Source organism: Floridaenema flaviceps BLCC-F50 (genome assembly GCF_041929275.2).
GTDB lineage: Bacteria > Cyanobacteriota > Cyanobacteriia > Cyanobacteriales > Aerosakkonemataceae > Floridanema > Floridanema flaviceps.
This window is the reverse complement of sequence record NZ_JBHFNR020000001.1, coordinates 4,057,806-4,076,398: the sequence shown is the minus strand read 5'-3', so window position 1 is coordinate 4,076,398 and position 18,593 is coordinate 4,057,806. Positions and strand designations below refer to the sequence as shown.

Here is an 18,593-nt window from a genome sequence, read left to right as displayed (position 1 = left end):
TGACCTATTTTAGTAATTTTTGTAATTCTTTATGCGATCGCAAAGCCTAGCCTTAACATCTCGCCGTTGCCATCTTAAAACAAATTACCTTTCATCATTACAAAGGAATCAACTCAACTATTCCGTACTTTTGAATACTGAAATCCCAGGAAAATTATTTTTTAATTTGTATTAAAATAAAGAAATATTATAAAATGTGTATATTTTTTACCCAGATCAAATTAGATCCCCGACTTCTTCAAGAAGTCGGGGATCTAAAGGGTATCTAAATTCAGCTTACTTGGAAGGAGAACTAACTTTTTCCTTTTTAGCCAAAGTAACTTTTGTAGTAGTCAAATCCTCATTGTATGATTTGGCGTGATGGAAGTAACTATCCGGTTCATTTTCAATAATGATGCCGTTGACCACCATACCCAAAACATTCTGACCCGACTGAACTAAAAATCCTTTAGAAGCAGAAGCACTAACAGTATCCACCACACCAGGACGCGCCACCAACAGCACACCATCAGCCATTTTGCCTAAAGTCAGCGCATCAGCCACAAGTACCAAAGGTGCTGTATCGATGATGACGAAATTATAAGTCTGAGAAAAATCTTCAATTAAAGAAGCCATCCGCTTAGAATCTAGCAAAGCTAAAGGATTAGGAGGAATGACTCCCGAAGGAAGCACATCTAAGTTAGGCATTACCTCTTTTACCGCTGTATTGACATCAGCTTGACCGACAATTACATCACTAAGTCCAGCAGCATTAGTTAAGTTCCAAATGTGATGTTGGATCGGATGGTGCAAATCAGCATCGATTAATAACACTTTCCGTCCTAACTGAGACATAGCTAAAGCTAAATTAGCCGAAACAGTTGACTTACCTTCCTTAGAAACAGAACTTGTGACTACAATAACTTTTAATTCGCGATCGGGACTGAGAAACTTCAAGTTAGCCTGAAGCATCCTGTAAGTTTCACTAATAATCGAATGCGGAGCATCTTTAACCGGAAGTTTCACTTTTTCCTCTTGTTTCCTCAGAGGAAGTGGAAATACCAGCCTTTTTTTCCAAGAAGGAATCATCCCCAATACAGTGTACTTGAACAGTCCCCGTAATTCTTTGGCTGTTTTCAGCGTTGGATCTGCTAAATCTATTAAGAAAGCTACCACTACATAAATCATAGCCCCGGCGATAAATCCACCAATCAAAAACAATTTTTTCTTGCTATCAGCGGGTTTTCCGGGAACCATTGCTTCCTCAATGATCATTGCATTACCAACATTTTGATTTTCGGCAATCTGTACTTCTTGGTAATTCTTCAATAGAATCTGGTAGCTGGCTTGTGCTGCTTCCACTTGCCGTTCTAAATCTCGGAATTTTTCTTGTAATTTAGGTAAAATATTAGCTCGGTTTCTGTAAGCTTCCTTGGTACGATTTAGAGACGCAATTTGCTTAACTAAGCCTAAACGTTGCCCTTCATAACTCACCAAGTCAGTCGCTAGTCTTTCTTTCAATTCACTTGTTTGTAAATTGCCATTTGGATTTGGCATTTGTGTTCTTGTACCGAGAGACTGTCCTATCTGACTTTGCAAAAATGCTTTCAGTCCATTCCGCTTATCTTCTAAGTTTCTGATTACGGGGTGTGTTGCTGTAAAACGAGTCCTTTCTAATATCAGCTGAGCTTCCACTCTTTGTAATTCTTGAAGCGAACTCTCAATTACTTTGGACTGATTCGCACTGCTCAAATCAATCACTTTCTCTGGACTCATATTGAGCTTTTGCTGGATTTCGGCAACTCTAGCTATGGTATCTGCCAGTTGAGCTTCCGCAGTAGCCAGTTGTCTATCTATGCCAGTGATTACATCAACAGCCATGACAGCTTCTTGTTCCAGCGCTACAATATTGTTTTTTTCTTTGAAAGTACGTAAGGCGGCTTCAGCTTGCCGAACATTAGCTTGTACTGTTGGTAACTCTTTACTAATAAAATCTCTAGCCGCTGCTGCTTCCGCCCGGTTTTTCAATATATTGTCTTCTATGTAAAGACGCATCAGTTTGTTCACCGCATCAGCGGCTTCCTGGGCAGTTTTAGCTTTATAGGTAATCTGCAAAACATCTGTCCCTTTGATCCCTTTTACCGTAAGTCCTGAAAAGAAAGCTTCCGGTGGTATTAAATCGCCTTTCTTATCTCTAAGGTTTAATGCTTCTATGGTTTTTGTGACGATTGGCAGCGAAGTGACTACCTGCGCTTGGGTATCTACGGGAGTGTTCATCATGTTTAGGGTTTCCAACTGCCCTAATTTTTCTCCCGCTTCGGTGATCAGAGAAGAAGAGGTATTTTTCTTTTGAAAGAGTAATTTTCCTTGAGCTTCATAAGTAGGCGTTTTTCTCATTGCGGATAGGGTAGCTAGTGTAAAAACAGCTAAGAATGCTACCGCACCTGGAAGCCAACGCCGTTTGAGGATCAAGCCAAACTTTTGGAAATCTATGTCTTCGCTGTAGTCTTTGGGATTCATAGGATTCTACTCTCGGAAAGGGTTGACAGGTTTTCTACAATACGAGTTGTTTTTAAAGTGAACTTAAGCAAAGATATGGTATTTTTTTTTACATATTTTTCAGGAAAGTTACCACCTAGCAAACATTAGGTATTTTTTCACATTTAATCAGATGACGATTTTGATTCGCTTAAAAATGTTTCGCTCATATCTTTCATAACCTTAACTAAATGAAATGGCAAGTAAGTAAACAGAAATACGGATAAATACTGAGATAGTAAATCCGTAAATCTACGGAGTAAGGATTTGGCTCATAGCTATATAGTACCCAAAGAGGTAAACAAATAATCAAATCATAGTATATTTAAGGAAGATATTGTTCAATTTAGATAGGCGAAGTATCTAAATTGAGGATATTTCTAGTAATTGTATCAGTATTCACCGCAGGATTTAGTCGGTTAAAATAGTGGCTGGTTCTTTCTTTGAGTAGCCGTGACTTAAGAACCAATGCCACAAAAGTAAAAAGCTTGAAGTTGGTAGAGCATGAAAGATAACTGTTTGGTTAGTATTGCGATTAATAACTATAACTACGGGCGGTTTCTGAGCCAAGCGATCGATAGTTCTTTAAACCAAAGCTACCCCAATGTGGAAGTAATTGTTGTAGATGATGGTTCCACCGATAATTCACGGGAAATTATCGCTAGTTATGGTAATAAAATTATCTCAGTGTTCAAGGAAAATGGTGGACAGGCTTCGGCTTTCAATGCTGGTTTTGCTGCGAGTCGAGGAGATATTATTTGCTTTTTGGATGCTGATGATGTCTGTTTGCCCCAAAAAGCGGCTCAAGTGGTTAAGGCATTTGGCGATCGCACAGACTTAGAATGGTGTTTTCACCCCTTAAAATGGGTGGATGGCGAAGCTAAATCATCAATAGACAGAGGTTTTGTTTACCCACCAGCCGGAGAGTACGATCTCAGAGAACATATTAAAGGCGGCAAACTAAGGGATAAATTACCAGTGCTTCCTTCTACTTCTGGTCTGTGCTTTAGACGCTCTGTGTTACAAAAAATTCTCCCCATGCCGGAAGCCAAAAGAATTGGTTTGAACGATGGTTATTTGGAATTTACGGCGATCGCACTAAGCAAAGGATTACTCCTAGATCAAGAATTGACACTTTATCGCGTCCACGGTAGTAATGCTTACAGCATGAGAAAAGATAATCGCCTAGTCGCAGCTAGAATACTTACCCTTACTGCCTATTGGATGCGAGTAAATTATCCATTTTTATCTAAATTTACAAATAATATATTTGCTGCTGCTTTGGGCGCATTTTGGCATAGCGGAGGTGTGGAACCAGAATATCAAGAATTTGTCAACAAATACTTCAGTTCCCTAACACCAAGAGAAAAAATAGAAGTTAACGCTAGGGCTATTTACAATCGTTTAAAACCGTGAACCCAAAACTCGAAAAAGCATTAGCAATTTTAGGTATGCTGGTTTTCTCCGGCGCAATTGGCATGGCCAGCTACGGTCGGGGCTCCGATGGAACCGGGGGAAGTGCAGGAGGCAGCAACCCATTTGACAAAATCATGATGGTGTTGAGATATGCTTACTATGCTTATACGATCGTTATGCTGACGCTACGGCTCAAAACAGTGATTCGTCCAGCGCTCAGGGATGTCTTAATCTGGGGCTTGATGGGAGTAATTGTTATGTCCTATCTTTGGTCTGATTTCCCAGATATATCCGAAAAAAATGGTAGGTTAACTTTGCTCACATCCCTATTCGGGCTATACATCGCTTCCCGCTACAACATGAAAGAGATAATGAACATCTTGCAATGGACATTCGGTATATCCGTAGTGTTCAGCTTGTTGTACAGTGGGGCGCTGCCTAATTATGGAATAGAACAAGGAACTCATAAAGGAGCTTGGCGCGGTCCGTTACTCCACAAAAATCACTTCGCTCGCTTCATGGCTATATCTACAGTCCCTCTGTTATTTGCTGCCTTGAAAGCTAAGAAACACCGAAGAATTATGTGGGGTATTTTTATCCTTTCGGTTCTTATGGTTCAGCTGAGCACTTCCAAAACTGGTCTGTTAGTTTTTCTCACCTTGATGTTGCTTGTACCGCTGTGTAAAGCTTTGCAATCAACAAAATCAGTAGTTGTTCCCTTTTTGATTGTCATCGTTTTAATAGGTGCCAGCGCCGCTACATGGTTAGTAAGTAATTGGGAGCCTTTCCTATACGGTCTTGGCAAAGATCCTACTCTCACGGGTCGGACAGATATTTGGGAATTTGTCATCGATAAAATTAAAGAGCGTCCTTGGTTAGGCTTTGGTTATGAAGCATTTTGGCAACCGGGAGGAGAAGGAGAAAATGTGAAATTTTATATTTTCTTAGTGTTATCTCAAGCTCACAATGGCTATTTAGATGTAGCAGTTCATTTGGGATTAATTGGGTTTGCACTTTGGTTTGGTAGTTTGATACTTTGCTTTTTCAGAGGACTAATTTGGGCAAGAGTTGGCGGGGAAATAGAAGACTTGTGGCCTTTATTGTATGTAATATTTTTATTAGTGTATAATAACACCGAGTCTACTATTGTAGAAACTAATTCTTTTTTCTGGATATTATACGTGATAGCAACTTTGTCCATGAAGCGAATTCGGGCAGTAATACCTAGTGCTTGGGAAGTAGAAACTGAGGAAGTAGAAACTAAACCTAAAAAGTTAGTTTAAATTTTCAAATTAGCTCTCATAATATGCTTAATTAATTGTAATTTGGACTAGAAGAAATGCCGGACATAACTCTTTTTATGGCAGGTCTTGGTGGTGGTGGAGCAGAAAGGGTAATGCTCTATTTAGCTCGTGGTTTTGTCGAGAAAGGTCTAAGCGTAGATTTGGTTTTAGTCAAAACGGATGGCCCTTCTATATCTCTAATTCCGCCGCAAGTGCGAGTAATAAACTTAAACACTAGGAGATTGTGGCGAAGTTTCCCCGCTTTGATAGGTTACTTGCGAAAAAATCAGCCCAAAACTTTACTTTCAGCAATGGAAGATATCAATGTGGTGGCGCTTTTATGTCGGCGTTTAGCGGGAGTATCAACGCGAGTGGTGGTAAGCGTACACAACACGCTTTCAGTGGAATCTCAAACATCAACTCAGATCAAAAAGCGACTTGCACCTTATTTGGCAAGGTTATTTTATCCTTTGGCTGATCAGGTGGTGGCAGTGTCTCAAGGGTCAGCTGTTGATTTGATAAATCTAGGTTTGGCGAAAGAAAGTGTGAAAGTAATTTATAATCCAGTGGTAACACCAGAATTACTCAAAAAAGCTGCCGAACCTTTAACCCATCCTTGGTTTTTACCAGGAGAAATTCCGGTAATTTTGGCGGTGGGACGTTTGGATAAGCAAAAAGATTTTCCGACTTTAATTCGTGCTTTTGCTAAAGTTAAACAGCAACGTCCAGCCAGATTAATGATATTAGGTGAAGGTCAAGATAGAGAAATTTTGTCAGCTTTGGTGCAGGAGTTAGGTTTAGAAAAAGATGTGGCTTTACCTGGATTTGTGGATAATCCTTTTGCTTATATGAAGCGATCGGCATTGTTTGTCCTTTCCTCATTATATGAGGGATTGCCTACGGTGTTGATTGAAGCGATCGCAGTAGGAACTCCCGTAGTATCCACCGATTGTAAAAGTGGCCCTGCAGAAATTTTAGAAAACGATCGCTATGGCAAGCTAGTCCCTGTGGGAGATATTCCAGCTATGGCACAAGCAATTATTAACGCTTTAGAGAACCCCTTAAATTCAACGTTATTACAGCAAAAAGCCGGAGAATTCTTATTAGAAAAGGCTGTGGAACAATATCTAGAACTTTTACAGGTTGGTTAGGAGATGAAAACTATGGAGCTAACAAAGATTTTGGTTACAGGGGATGCGTTTTTTATCAATCGCCATCAGCCTTTATTTACAGCTATGTCTCCCCATTTAGAACAATTAGATTACCTAGCCCAAGGAAGTTTAGAGCAAACTAAGCGAGGGCAAAAAATCAAGAAGCTTTTACCTAAATTTCTCCTGAAACCTGCGGAAAAGTTATTGCGGAAAAATCAGCAAACATTTGTCAAAAAATCTTTAGAAACCGAGAAAAAAATCCGAGAATTGGAATATCATCCCGATTTAGTTTTTCATATATTTGCCCTTTATTGTCCATTTTGGGAAAATTTCGATATTCCTTATGTTATGCTGTTAGACTACAATATGGCACTAGCAGCAAAAAATTGGCCTGCTTGGTCTCCTTTTAGTAACCAAAAAGAACTTAATTTTTGGCTGGACTGCGAACGCAAGGCTTATGAAAAAGCTCATCATCTTTTTCCGATGAGTAATGTAGTGAAAAAATCCTTAATTGAAGATTACGGCATTCCAGGCGAAAAAATAACGGTGGTAGGTGCTTCTGGCAATTATACTGAACCATATCAAGGAGAAAAAAGCTTTGGTAGTAAACAAATTTTGTTTAATGGTTCTGATTTTGAAAGAAAGGGTGGAGATTTACTTTTAGCGGCCTTTAAGCAGGTAAAACAAGCAATTCCCAATGCTAAATTAGTGATAATTGGGAAAAATTTATCTATCAAACAAGATGGAGTTGAAACTCCCGGAATTATTCGTTCTGCTGAGGCAATGCGCGAGTTATTTCTCACATCAGATTTAGTAGTTGCACCTGCTTATTGCGATCCTTTTCCGGTTTTTTTAATGGAGGCGATGAATTATGGAGTACCTTGTATTGTCACAGATAAAGATGGAATGCCGGAAATAGTGGATAATGATGTAAATGGAGTGGTTATTCATGAGCCTACAGCGGAAATTTTAGCCGATCGCATCATCAATTTGCTTACCAATCCTGCTTTATTAAATCAAATGTCCGGGCAAGCAAGAAACAAGATGAAAAATCAATTGAACTGGGATAAAATAGCCGCTAATATTATCCAAGTTTTATCAGATAATTAAACTAGCGAAGCAATTAGCCAAATCATTAATTAATAGGAGTTTAGATATTATGGAAACTATCACCAGCGAATTGTTCAGTAAAACCTCTTTTTGTACCTGTTCCTATCTTAGTTCTTTAACTAACTACCGCGCTTCCTTAGTGCGTAACGCTATAAAAACTTGGGATCAATTGCTCGAACTTCCCTTTGGGGAAAAATTATTTTTAGACGATGGCAGCCCTGAAATTAATGGAATTAGATTGCTCAAACAAACCAGTAATCTTAATAAATTTGACGATATTAAGTACAATACTCTAATTCATGCACCCCACAGTAATTTCGGTATTATTAACAGTATGGTGATTTGCCAAGGTGACTATATTCTCCACCTTGATGACGATATCAAAGTAACTACTTCTTATGAAAGTTGCTTTAAATTTATCCAACATAGTCTGGAAGTATTGGAAAAAGATGAAAGTCTTCTGGGCATAAATCTTCTCACTATGCCAAAGGAATTCGATCAAAACTGGTTTCCTGGTAAAGATTACCCAGGAAGTGACATTTTTGCTCATCCCAAGAAATACTTTGGTACAGCTGCTTGCTTGATCAAAAGAAAGCTTTTAGAAAGAGTGACTTTAGAAGATATTATTAATTGGGGCGCACAACAACCACATACTTGGGAAGTATTAGTTTCTGACGATCCGGCATCTTTCCTTGTTAGTAAGGTAGAAACTCCTTTTGGATTAGATTTAGATGCTTGGATGTATCAAAGTGTAAGCAATAACAGTTTGCGGGGAATTAAAAAGCGGATGAAATACAATTTGGGCAAGTACTTCCCATTTCTGAAATAAAGATCCCCGACTTCACAGAAGAAGTCGGGGATCTCGCTTGCTCTCGCTTTTCGCTTTAGCTTAGGAAGCTTTTAAAGCGTTTTTTAAGATAAGATAGCTTTTTTTAACCAACGATTTACCCAAGAGTGTAGCTTTACCAGTTGCAGATAGACTCTTAATATCCAAATAGGGACTATTAAAGAATTGGTTGACAGCTTGTAGAGGAGAATCAGACGCATAACTGCATACTTCCCACCAGTAACCTGCTAAAACCTGAAGAAAAGTTGATTGAGGATATATTTTAGCAATTTGATTGGCGGCAAAAAGTTTATTTAACCATTTGTTAGCTTCGAGAACGAAATCTTGATCTTTCTTTAGTTCAAGATTTCCTAAACGACGATGAACTAACATTTCTTGTTCAGTTGGCTGTAAATTTAATACTTGAAAGTTTCTTTTGTCAATTTCGTAGAAGTAATAATATGTTTTAGATATTAGTTCTTCATCGGACAAGTTCTTCCCATACTTGCGCCATCTGTAGTAAACCAGAACTTCCGGGATATTTGTTATTTGAAAATGTCTAGCACCCCTACAGTATAAATCCCAATCCTGAGCACGTCTGAGTTCAACTGCATATCTCAAAGAATATTCGTCTAAATATTTGCGGCGAATAATTGTTGAAGGATGACATAAAACTGCTTCAAACAAAGTCCGACAGTGAACAATATCGGGCTTGACTGCACATCGCCACAATTCTCCGGCAGCTTCGCCAATTGTTTCGATCCAACTACCACATATACCAACTTCGGGATGGGAATCCATGTAAGCAATTTGTTTGGCAAATCTTTGGGGTAAATTAATATCATCCGAGTCTATGGTAATAATATATTCACCCCTAGAAGCTTCAATTCCTCGATTACGACTGTAACCAGTACCGCGATTCTCTTCATTTAAAAGTAATTTAATGCGCGGATCTTGGTAAGATTTAATAATTTCTACACTGCGATCGCGAGAACCATCATCGATAATAATAAACTCAAAATCTGTGAAGGTTTGGTTTAATACACTATCGATCGTTTCTTTTAAGTATTCTCCACTGTTATAAACAGCCATGATAGCACTAGCACGAGGATTTTGGGAAGACATAGCAATTCCTTGAGTTAATAATTCACTCCAGTTTTTACCGAAAGTTTCATCGCTTTTCTAACTTTGCGAACCAACTTTTTCTGGTAAATATTGAGATCGCGTTTAATATCTTCTGATTTTAGCAAAGCTTCTGCTGGCAATCCTGTTAAACCTTGTACTTCCTGCATACATTTCCGACGGCAAAAATTCATTGGTTCTGAATAAACTTGCGAATTATACAAGGTTGGTTTTGGCCCAGCCCAATGAATTACGCAAGCATCATCTCCTTGAACTACTGGGCCTTTTTTATCAACGGGAAAGCGATTTTTTAATTCATCCCATTTAAATTTCTGGGCAATAACTTGAAAGCTTGATTGTCCCAAACGTAGTTTTCCGGCATCGGAGTCACGAAAGACGATCATATTCAAAAATCCTTGTTCACCTTGGAAGAATATATTAGGATTTTCCTTGATAAAATCCAACATATAAATATATTCATCTAGGCTAATCAAGCCTCTTTTGGCAAAAAATGTTCCTGTACAAAAGTATTCGCCAAAATGCTTTTGCCAGTCAAATTCGGGAAAGTGCTTCTCTACTGCTTGAGGGTTAAAGAAAAATTGGGAAAACTCTTCAAGGGAATCTTTGTACAGGGGGCGATCGACAATTATATCGAAGTCTTTAAAATTCGCATATTTGAGCATATTTCCCCAAACAATAGTGTCGGCATCAAGGAAAAGGAACTTACTCCAGGGACTTTCCCAAAAGGCGATCATTTTAGTTAATCCCCAACCAAAACTTCTCTCCCGGAGAACTTGGTTTTTCACATTTAAATGATTAATAACCTTCACACCATAAGCTTTTTCTAATTCTTTTGCTGAAAATTCTCCATCAATAATTAGACAAATCGGTACATCGCCCAAGAAATGTCTAATGCTACCGCAACAACCTTTAGCATAGTGATAATCTTGGTCGCAGCAAGCGATGATAATTCCAAAGTCTTCCATAAAAATACTTCCTTGAATTGCAAGTTGTCTTCAAACTGTTGAGCGATGCTCTCTTTATAGCATTAACTCATCGGACTACCACAAATTTTTGAAAGTGAAAAAGTTAAAGGTTAATGCCCTAGTCATAATCCAACCAAGCTGACGTGCTGGGGGATAAACGAAACAGAGAACATAATCAGTAAAGGCGTAAGAAACAACAGTAGCGATCGCAGCCCCATTTCCGCCATAAGCTGGAATCAGCCAAAAATTTAATCCAATATTCATCGCCGCACCACAACAAGTAGTAATTAAAGCGTATGTAGTATAACCTTCTGCAATAATCCAAATACTTTTAGCCCAGCCAAAAAATCCAAATACTGCTGACCAAATGTAGATAGATAACATTGTACTAGCTGGTTCATATTCCTGACCGTATAACAGAACAATCAGCGGTTTCGACAAACCTACCATGACAATTGCTAGTCCGAAAGTAATCACTGCCATCATATTAAAAAGCTTTTGTAGTTTCTTATAGTAAAGTGTCTGACTTTCTTCCCTAGCTTTGACAATTGAAGGAGTTACAGAACTGACAATTGCACTAGCAATAAAATACCAAAGTTCGGAGATTTTCGCTGCTACTGAGTACAAACCAACAGCGTTTTCGTTAAGTAATTGACCTAGCATAATTTGGTCAATCCGAACATAAACCATAATTGCGAAACCAGAAAGTATTAATGACCAACTTTCCTTCAGTAAAACTTTAGCACGTTGCCAACTTACACGCCATTCTAAAAAGGTTTGTCCTTTTGCTTTATAAGCGATCGCCAAACCTATAGCACCCAAGAGACTTTCCACCACCACCGCCCAAGCAAAAGCGATCAATGGTGCTTGCATTTGAATCAAAACAACTCTCAACAAAGTTGCTATAAAAAAGGCTGTATTTTTAGCAATAACTGTATATTTTGATTTAACTTGTGCCTGAAACCACAATTCAATAGTATTAAAGGCATTAAAAATGGTCGCAACTGCCATAACAGCTGCCAAAACAGTAGTTAAATAACTATCGCGGTTAAAAGCAAAAACAGTTACAGTTGTAATTGCAACTGCACCTATGCCACCAAAAATTCTTAATGCTAAAGCTGTACCCATTGTTTCATCTTTACAATCAGGATCGCGGACAATATCACGCACGACCAGCTGATCCAACCCTAAACTAGAAATAATGGTAAACAGCGCTACATAAGCACCCGCATAGTTAAACAGACCAAATTGCTGTGGTTGTAAGTAACGGGCTACCCAAGCACCGACTACTAGCCCTGCACCCATGCGGAGAATGCGATCGCCAAATAGCCACCCTATATTACCAATAATCTTGCGTAATTCTGGGCTAATGTTTTGCGTTACAGAAGTCAATTTATTTAGCATAGTACTCGACTTTAAATTAGTTTCTTTGACCTTTACTTAAGTTTCGTTAAGATTTGAACCAATAAGCAAAGAGTTTTGCTCTTCTGGGCTAGCAAGATGCACCATTACTTACTTTTACTTTTTACCCTTGTCTAATTCATCGAATTTGACGCTGCATTACCATATTAATTTTAGGAGGGTTGTAGATAAAGTATTATGAGTGAAATTACGGAAAATTACCTAAAATTTAATCTTCTATTCACCAGAACTACTGAAGACCACTGCTTGAACAATAGAGATAATTAGGATAGTTTTATCCCCGATCGCGCTTCCCTGAAAGGGTTCAAGCTTTCAATCACAAGAATTTTGCTGAATTTATGAGCATACTTAAACCGATTCAAATTCTGAAAAATGTCACTATAGGTCAAACTCTACTTCCTTGTGTCTCTAAATCCCCCAGCCCATTGCCCATCATAAATTTAAAGCAAAACCGTATAATCTCTTGGACTGTGACCTTTGGTTTAATGGGGATTTTAGCTGGATGCGGCAATGATATCCAACAAAGTGAAACCATTACACCTATTACACCTGTTAGTGCAATGCCCTCTAGCATTGGTGAAAATGGGTATCGCTGGGCTAACGTATCAATAGGAGGAGGTAGCTTTGTTACAGGTATTTACATACATCCCAAACAAAAAGATCTGGTTTATATTAGAACTGACATAGGGGGATTTTATCGCTGGAATGCAGCTAGTAAAAGTTGGATTCCTTTAACTGATAGTTTTCCCCAAGCGCAACAAACTTACTATGGTGGAGAAGCACTAGCTTTCGATCCAAATAACCCGAATATTGTCTATATAGCAGCCGGGAAATACTCAGCTTGGCAACCGAAAGGGTCTATTTTTAAATCTAGCGATCGCGGTCAAACCTGGAAAAAACTAAACCTAGACTTAGGAATGGACAGCAACGACGAACAACGTTGGGCAGGAATGAGATTAGCTGTCAATCCCCATAACTCTAACATCATTTTTTTTGGTTCCCGACATGACGGATTATGGAAATCTCAAGACGCAGGCGCAACCTGGACGAAAGTTACTTCATTGTCTGCAAAACTCAGCCCTAAAATAGGCGTTTTAGGCATTCTGTTTGATAAGCAAAAGCCAGGTTTAATCTACGCTAATGTATTCGGAGACGGAATTTATAAATCTATTGATACAGGTGTAACTTGGAGCAAAATTGAAGGCAGTCCAAATCAGCCACAACGGATGGCAATTAGTAATAACGGTATTCTCTACATTACTGCGATGTCTGGAGTTAGCAAATATGCCAACGGAGTCTGGACTAATATTACTCCTTCCGGTGGAGAAACATTCTTTAATGCTTTAGCTATTAACCCGAAAAATTCCAATGAAATCATCGTCGCTAGCGGTCAATCAGTCAACACCAAAATTTATCAAAGTTCTGATGGTGGGAAGAATTGGGCAGAAAAAAAAGCATCGCTACAATACACTGTTCCTTGGTGGAACGATCGGGCGCATCCGATGTTTTCTCTTTGGACATCTGCGATCGAATTTGATCCCCATCTTCCCGGAAAAGTTTGGCTAACAGATGGATTCGGCATTTGGCAAACCAACAACATCAACACCAATCCAGTAGTCTGGACTAACTACCAACAAGGACACGAAGAAGTAGTTTCCTTTGCCTTAGCTGCACCAGCAAAAGGCCCCGTATTACTAAGTGCGCTAGCTGATGTCGTCGGTTTTTATCACGACAAAGGACTAAACGCCTATCCCTCACAAAGATTTCATGGCACACCAGAATGGCGCGATACCTTGGGTCTTGCTTACTCACAAAATAATCAAGAGCGGGTAGTCCGCGTCGGTGGTGCCAGATGGAACTCCACTTTCAGTGGCGCAACTTCCACCGATGGCGGTAAAACTTGGGAAAAATTTCCCTCTTTCCCAGCAAACACCATGCCCTTGCGGGTAGCTGTTTCTGCCACAGATCCCAATCTTTTTGTAATTATCACCAGCAAAGCCCAACCTCTACGCACCACAGATGGTGGCGCATCTTGGAAACAAGTTTCGGGACTACCCGATGGCCCTGAAGGGCCTTGGTTTTGGAATCACCCTCTAGCCGCAGACAAAGTAGATGGGAATACCTTTTACTATTACAGGGAAGGCAAAACTTACCGCAGTACTGATGGGGGTTCATCCTTCACTTTGGTTAACTCTTCTCTTCCTCACGGTCAGTGGAATAGTTATGCAATTAAAACAGTTCCCGGTTTTAAAAACGAGGTGTGGGTTAGTTTAGATAAAAATGGTTTGTTCCGTTCCACAGATGGCGGTTCTACCTTCACAAAACTAGCTTCGGTAGAAAGGGCTTCCTTATTTGCTTTTGGTAAACCACCCCAAGGAAGCAATATTCCCGCCCTTTATTTATACGGAAAAGTTAAGGGCATCGGAGATGGCATTTTCCGTTCTTTGGATCGAGGGCAAACTTGGGTCAGCATTGGTTCTAGAGAAAATCCCATTGGTAATGAACCCAACACAATGGAAGGAAGTTGGCAGCAATTTGGGTTGGTATTTATTGGGACGAACGGCAGGGGAATTTTTTACGGAGTTCCGCAAAATGCCAAAAGTTTAGCTCACATACCATAACTTAAGATTAGATCCCCGACTTCTTCTGTGAAGTCGGGGATCTCAAGGGATCTCAATCAAGGGATCTAAGTTCTGGAACGGACTTGTGGTTCTGTGGAGGGTGGTTGCGCTTGAGTAAAACTTTTTTTCCCGGTTTCAGTTTTAGATGATGGCGCTTGTGACCATAAGGAGGAAATCAGTGATTCTACTGTCAGTAGAATTACGGAAACCGCCAAAACTATAAAACCAGCCGCGGTAAAAATTAGCATTAAGGGTAACGAAATTAGTCTTTTCATAAATGATTTTATAGGGATTATGGTTAGTTTATGTAAAATTCCTTGATAATAATGATACAATATCGATTTCCGTAGTGTCAACCGCGATCGCTGTTTCTTTAAGTAAAACTACTGGCATTTGCCCCATTCTATTTATTTTCCCTGTACTTGCTTAATTTCTTCTTCGTAAATAACTAACCAAATCTTTATATGTTTCTAGAAAATAATAGATAAAAATTTAAATTAGGGGGATAATTTAGAAATTGCCCCATAAAGATGTGCAGAAATCAGATTGGGTAGGTACTTAGAATATCAGTGAAATTGGCGATGACAAGCAGATATACATATCTGAGAAAATATTAATGATAGGCTATGTTGTAGATTTTATTAATCATGGATAAACCAATTTTAACCATTTTTTATCAGTTTAACCCTTGGCGCAGTAGCATCGGGGGAATACAAACTGTAATTAAAAATTTTGTTAAGTATGCTCCTGATGAATTTGAAGTAAGACTGGTAGGCACAGGAGATGATCCACGCCAGCCTCTAGGTAAATGGCAGGAAGCTGAGTTAGCAGGTAAAGCAATTAAGTTTATGCCTGTGCTTTATATAGAAAATGATAATGTCAGAAAGCTAATCCCAACGACGATTAAATACACAGTGGCACTTTTTGGTCGTCAGTTTGCTTCTGATTTTATGCACTTTCACAGGTTGGAGCCAACAGCGGCAGCATTGAATTGGTCTGGAGAAAAAACGGTTTTTATTCACAATGATATTCACAAACAGATAAATTCTCAGAATGGGAAAGATGCGATCGCATGGCGTTACCTACCAGCAGCATATTTTGCGATCGAGAGCCTGTTAGTTAATCAATTCTCCGAAATTCTTTCTTGTAACACAGAATCAGCGAAATTATATCAAGAACGCTATCCTAAAATAGCAGACAAAGTTAAGTATGTAAAAAATACAGTAGACAAGGAAATCTGTTATGCATTAACCAAAGATGAAAGAGAGAGGGAAAGACGAAATTTAGCGCAGAAAATGGGCAAAGCAGAAAATACAAAATTTGTCCTTTTTGCAGGTAGGTTACATCCTCAAAAAGACCCGATTTTATTGGTGCAATCTATTGCTGCTTTAAACAATCAAAATATTCATTTGCTCATAGCAGGTGATGGAGATTTGCGAGAGCAAGTATCTTCAGAGATCGATCGCCTGGGACTGCAAAAGCAGGTAACAATGCTAGGAGCAATTAACCAAACAGAACTGGCAAAATTGCAAAGAGTTTGCAGTGCCTTTATCTTAACCAGTGCTTACGAAGGTTTACCTTTAGTAGTTCTGGAAGCACTAGCCTGTGGGACACCGATAGTAACAACGCGATGCGGTGAAACTCCTAACTTACTCTCTCCTAAGAGTGGAGTAATTTGCGAAGAACGTACACCAGTTGCAATTGCAGAGGCTCTCGGTAGGGTACTTTACAATCCAACAGATTATCCGATCGAAGCCTGTATTGCATCTGCTGCACCTTATAGTGCAAAGACTGTAGTGGGTGACATCTACAAAGATATGTTAAGCCGTTGGCAACAGCGGACTTCTTTATAAACTTTTCAGCATTACCAAAGTCTAACAGGGGTTTCTCCATGAAAATAGCTGTCATTGGTGCCAAAGGCTTACCCGCTAAACAAGGCGGTATTGAACATCATTGTGAAGAAATTTATCCGCGTTTAGTAGCGCAAGGTCATTCAGTAGATTTGTTTGCCCGTTCTTCCTATACTGAATCCACCTCACTGGAAAGTTATGAGTACAAGGGAGTTCGCGTTATCTCTTTACCTTGCTTATACGCTGGGGGAATGGATGCTTTGCTGAGTTCTGCACTGGGCGCGATCGCCTCTGGAACAGAGCAATATGATATAGTTCATTTCCATGCTTTAGGGCCATCCCTTTTTTGCTGGCTACCAAAATTGACCACCTCAGCCAAAATCGTTGTCACCTGTCATGGTTTAGACTGGAAGCGTGCCAAATGGGGCAAAAGTTCTGGAAAATTACTCTACTACGGTGAGCGAGCAGCAGTACGCTTTGCTGACGAAATCATAGTTGTTTCCGAAGACCTACGCTCCTATTTCAAGAAAGTCTATAACAAAGAGACAACTTATATTCCTAACGCCGCTTCTGTTTTAGCTCCATCAGACCCCGAATTTGCTTTTGGCACCTCCCTTGGTTTAACACAGCAAAAGTACATTCTATTTTTAGGTAGACTTGTCCCAGAAAAATGCCCCGATTTGCTGATTCAAGCATTCCAAAAACTCCAGCCAAAAGGATGGAAATTAGCTCTTGTTGGTGGCACAAGCGACACTGCTGAATACTCTACAAAACTAGTCAATATGGCAGCAAATAACAAAGACATCATATTTGCTGGTCAACAAAAAGGCTCTAATTTAGCAGAACTTATTCGAGGTGCTGGATTATTTGTACTTCCTTCCAAATTAGAAGGATTACCTCTAGCAATGTTGGAAGCAATGCAAGAAGGCATCCCGGTAGTTGCCAGTAATATTCCTGTCCATCAGCAACTTACATCTGAGCAAAGGGGTTTAGCATTTCAAGTGGAAAATTTAGACTCCTGTATTAGTACCTTAGATTGGGCAATTCATCATCCTTATGAAATGGCAGTGATGGCTAAAAATGCCCAAAAATACGTCCAAACTCACTATAACTGGGAGGAAATTAGCGCCAAAACTTTAAAAGTGTACACAACACTCCACCCCTCTTTAATAACAGAAAACACAGCAATCCAACTTTCAAGTAGCACCTATGAAAGCTCAGCTTACTAATTTTTGATGTTCAAAAAACCGGGTTTCTGGACTTAGAAATGACTGATTTTTATAAAGAAACCCAGCTTTTGTGTGAGTCTAAAAACTCTTACTTTAAGCACTATATCCAACTACTACAGCTTCGCCTGTTGTATTATGAGCAGGTCGTTCTGTGCTACCTGGTTTGTCTTGACGGGTGAGTAAATCAAATACGCGATCGCCGATCGCCAATCTCACATCTTCTTCTAAATCGTGCATCACATCTCGATTCAATTTAAACGCATAGTTGGCTTCTTCTACTATGCGTTGAATTGTGGCTTCATCGATCGCTAAAGAATTCAAAGCTTGGCGATACTTTTCCTTAAATTCTCGTCTAGCTTCTACAGTAGGAATTTGTTCAAAATCGTGCAATCCTGTACCTTGATCTGGTGGTAAATTCAATGCCGATCGAATGATGTTTTTTAAAGCTTGTCCACCAGACAAATCGCCCATGTAACGAGTATAACTGTGAGCAATTAAAAGCACTGGGTCGTTGTTGGCGATTTCTTGGAGGCGATCGACATAAACTTTACCAGCAGGTAAAGCAGCAATCTGTTCCCGCCAATTTTCACCATAATAATAAGCTAAATCTTTCTCTAAATTTGCCGTGCGATTTAACTCAGGAAAATACATCACTCCTAATACTGGATGATCCTGATAACGCCGCAAAGAATCTTCTAAAGTGTTGTAGACTAAATACAGATTTGCCAGCAACTTGCGGAATGGTTCTCTTTCAACAATTCCTTTGAGAAAACACTTCATATAAGCAGTATTTTCCGCAGCAGTGTGAGAATGTTTTGTGCCTTCTCGCAGACTGTTGGCTAAATCGTGACTCATCTCAATTTACCTCTTTCCTAAGACAATGCGCTTTCAGCAGGCATCCTTATCCATCCCACCAAAAGACTTTTAATACTTTATAACCATTAGGCGATTAAATGTGAAATAGTTTTCATAACTTAACAAAGTAACAGTAAGATTAACGTTTGTTACCTTTTCCACATAAATATCTTTTCAAGAGGCAGCAAGTAGTATAACTTAAAAG

The 18,593-nt window shown here is 39.3% G+C and carries 14 protein-coding genes; 8 read left to right on the top strand and 6 right to left on the bottom strand.

Annotation, left to right across the window (positions count from 1 at the left end; translation table 11 throughout):
* Positions 1-276: 276 nt before the first annotated feature.
* Positions 277-2,499: a GumC family protein gene (locus ACE1CI_RS19580; protein ID WP_413262029.1), complete on the bottom strand. Its 2,223-nt coding sequence runs from the start codon at positions 2,497-2,499 to the stop codon at positions 277-279.
* A 522-nt stretch (positions 2,500-3,021) separates the two neighbouring features.
* Here ACE1CI_RS19580 and ACE1CI_RS19575 point away from each other — a divergent pair.
* The 5 genes from ACE1CI_RS19575 to ACE1CI_RS19555 are packed head-to-tail and all read left to right on the top strand — an operon-like array spanning position 3,022 to position 8,306.
* Positions 3,022-3,933, top strand: coding sequence for a glycosyltransferase family 2 protein (locus ACE1CI_RS19575; RefSeq protein ID WP_413262028.1), 912 nt, complete (start codon positions 3,022-3,024; stop codon positions 3,931-3,933).
* Positions 3,930-5,216, top strand: a complete 1,287-nt coding sequence (locus tag ACE1CI_RS19570) for an O-antigen ligase family protein (RefSeq protein ID WP_496615590.1) — start codon at positions 3,930-3,932, stop codon at positions 5,214-5,216. The genes ACE1CI_RS19575 and ACE1CI_RS19570 overlap by 4 nt, the downstream gene beginning before the upstream one ends.
* Before the next feature lie 56 nt (positions 5,217-5,272).
* Complete coding sequence (locus ACE1CI_RS19565) at positions 5,273-6,367, top strand: glycosyltransferase (protein WP_413262026.1); 1,095 nt, start codon at positions 5,273-5,275, stop codon at positions 6,365-6,367.
* Between the two features lie 12 nt (positions 6,368-6,379).
* On the top strand, positions 6,380-7,477 hold the full coding sequence (locus tag ACE1CI_RS19560; protein WP_413262025.1) for a glycosyltransferase family 4 protein: 1,098 nt from the start codon (positions 6,380-6,382) through the stop codon (positions 7,475-7,477).
* 49 nt (positions 7,478-7,526) lie between these two features.
* Positions 7,527-8,306 carry a hypothetical protein gene (locus ACE1CI_RS19555; protein WP_413262024.1) on the top strand — a complete coding sequence of 260 codons (780 nt, stop codon included), beginning with the start codon at positions 7,527-7,529 and terminating at the stop codon, positions 8,304-8,306.
* Between the two features lie 60 nt (positions 8,307-8,366).
* Here the strand turns inward: ACE1CI_RS19555 and ACE1CI_RS19550 are convergent, their stop codons facing one another.
* The 3 genes from ACE1CI_RS19550 to ACE1CI_RS19540 all read right to left on the bottom strand — a co-directional run bounded on the left by ACE1CI_RS19550 (position 8,367) and on the right by ACE1CI_RS19540 (position 11,815).
* Positions 8,367-9,428 carry a glycosyltransferase gene (locus tag ACE1CI_RS19550; RefSeq protein WP_496615588.1) on the bottom strand — a complete coding sequence of 354 codons (1,062 nt, stop codon included), beginning with the start codon at positions 9,426-9,428 and terminating at the stop codon, positions 8,367-8,369.
* 14 nt (positions 9,429-9,442) lie between these two features.
* Entirely contained in the window at positions 9,443-10,411 is a 969-nt protein-coding gene (locus ACE1CI_RS19545) for a glycosyltransferase family protein (RefSeq protein ID WP_413262022.1), read from the bottom strand.
* 75 nt (positions 10,412-10,486) lie between these two features.
* Complete coding sequence (locus tag ACE1CI_RS19540; protein ID WP_413262021.1) at positions 10,487-11,815, bottom strand: flippase; 1,329 nt, start codon at positions 11,813-11,815, stop codon at positions 10,487-10,489.
* Between the two features lie 488 nt (positions 11,816-12,303).
* Here ACE1CI_RS19540 and ACE1CI_RS19535 point away from each other — a divergent pair, with 488 nt between their 5' ends.
* A complete protein-coding gene (locus tag ACE1CI_RS19535; RefSeq protein ID WP_496615587.1) occupies positions 12,304-14,454 on the top strand; it encodes a VPS10 domain-containing protein in 2,151 nt (716 codons plus the stop codon).
* Between the two features lie 65 nt (positions 14,455-14,519).
* Here the strand turns inward: ACE1CI_RS19535 and ACE1CI_RS19530 are convergent, their stop codons facing one another.
* The gene (locus ACE1CI_RS19530; RefSeq protein WP_496615586.1) at positions 14,520-14,702 is read right to left on the bottom strand and encodes a hypothetical protein; all 183 of its coding nucleotides are present in this window, start codon (positions 14,700-14,702) and stop codon (positions 14,520-14,522) included.
* 399 nt (positions 14,703-15,101) lie between these two features.
* Here ACE1CI_RS19530 and ACE1CI_RS19525 point away from each other — a divergent pair, with 399 nt between their 5' ends.
* Together ACE1CI_RS19525 and ACE1CI_RS19520 are read left to right on the top strand one after the other, a co-directional pair.
* A complete protein-coding gene (locus ACE1CI_RS19525; RefSeq protein ID WP_413262018.1) occupies positions 15,102-16,307 on the top strand; it encodes a glycosyltransferase family 4 protein in 1,206 nt (401 codons plus the stop codon).
* Between the two features lie 38 nt (positions 16,308-16,345).
* Complete coding sequence (locus ACE1CI_RS19520) at positions 16,346-17,533, top strand: glycosyltransferase family 4 protein (RefSeq protein WP_413262017.1); 1,188 nt, start codon at positions 16,346-16,348, stop codon at positions 17,531-17,533.
* A 93-nt stretch (positions 17,534-17,626) separates the two neighbouring features.
* Here the strand turns inward: ACE1CI_RS19520 and ACE1CI_RS19515 are convergent, their stop codons facing one another.
* Positions 17,627-18,388 (bottom strand): biliverdin-producing heme oxygenase, encoded by a 762-nt coding sequence (locus ACE1CI_RS19515; protein ID WP_413262016.1) that lies wholly within the window; start codon positions 18,386-18,388, stop codon positions 17,627-17,629.
* Positions 18,389-18,593 lie beyond the last annotated feature (205 nt).

Excerpts from the sequence above, each read along its gene's own strand:
- ACE1CI_RS19555 (WP_413262024.1), top strand. The coding sequence starts at position 7,527 with ATGGAAACTATCACCAGCGAATTGTTCAGTAAAACCTCTTTTTGTACC.
- ACE1CI_RS19560 (WP_413262025.1), top strand. The coding sequence starts at position 6,380 with ATGGAGCTAACAAAGATTTTGGTTACAGGGGATGCGTTTTTTATCAAT.
- ACE1CI_RS19565 (WP_413262026.1), top strand. The coding sequence starts at position 5,273 with ATGCCGGACATAACTCTTTTTATGGCAGGTCTTGGTGGTGGTGGAGCA.
- ACE1CI_RS19550 (WP_496615588.1), bottom strand. The coding sequence starts at position 9,428 with ATGTCTTCCCAAAATCCTCGTGCTAGTGCTATCATGGCTGTTTATAAC.
- ACE1CI_RS19575 (WP_413262028.1), top strand. The coding sequence starts at position 3,022 with ATGAAAGATAACTGTTTGGTTAGTATTGCGATTAATAACTATAACTAC.
- ACE1CI_RS19545 (WP_413262022.1), bottom strand. The coding sequence starts at position 10,411 with ATGGAAGACTTTGGAATTATCATCGCTTGCTGCGACCAAGATTATCAC.
- ACE1CI_RS19530 (WP_496615586.1), bottom strand. The coding sequence starts at position 14,702 with ATGCTAATTTTTACCGCGGCTGGTTTTATAGTTTTGGCGGTTTCCGTA.
- ACE1CI_RS19540 (WP_413262021.1), bottom strand. The coding sequence starts at position 11,815 with ATGCTAAATAAATTGACTTCTGTAACGCAAAACATTAGCCCAGAATTA.
- ACE1CI_RS19520 (WP_413262017.1), top strand. The coding sequence starts at position 16,346 with ATGAAAATAGCTGTCATTGGTGCCAAAGGCTTACCCGCTAAACAAGGC.
- ACE1CI_RS19515 (WP_413262016.1), bottom strand. The coding sequence starts at position 18,388 with ATGAGTCACGATTTAGCCAACAGTCTGCGAGAAGGCACAAAACATTCT.
- ACE1CI_RS19525 (WP_413262018.1), top strand. The coding sequence starts at position 15,102 with ATGGATAAACCAATTTTAACCATTTTTTATCAGTTTAACCCTTGGCGC.
- ACE1CI_RS19580 (WP_413262029.1), bottom strand. The coding sequence starts at position 2,499 with ATGAATCCCAAAGACTACAGCGAAGACATAGATTTCCAAAAGTTTGGC.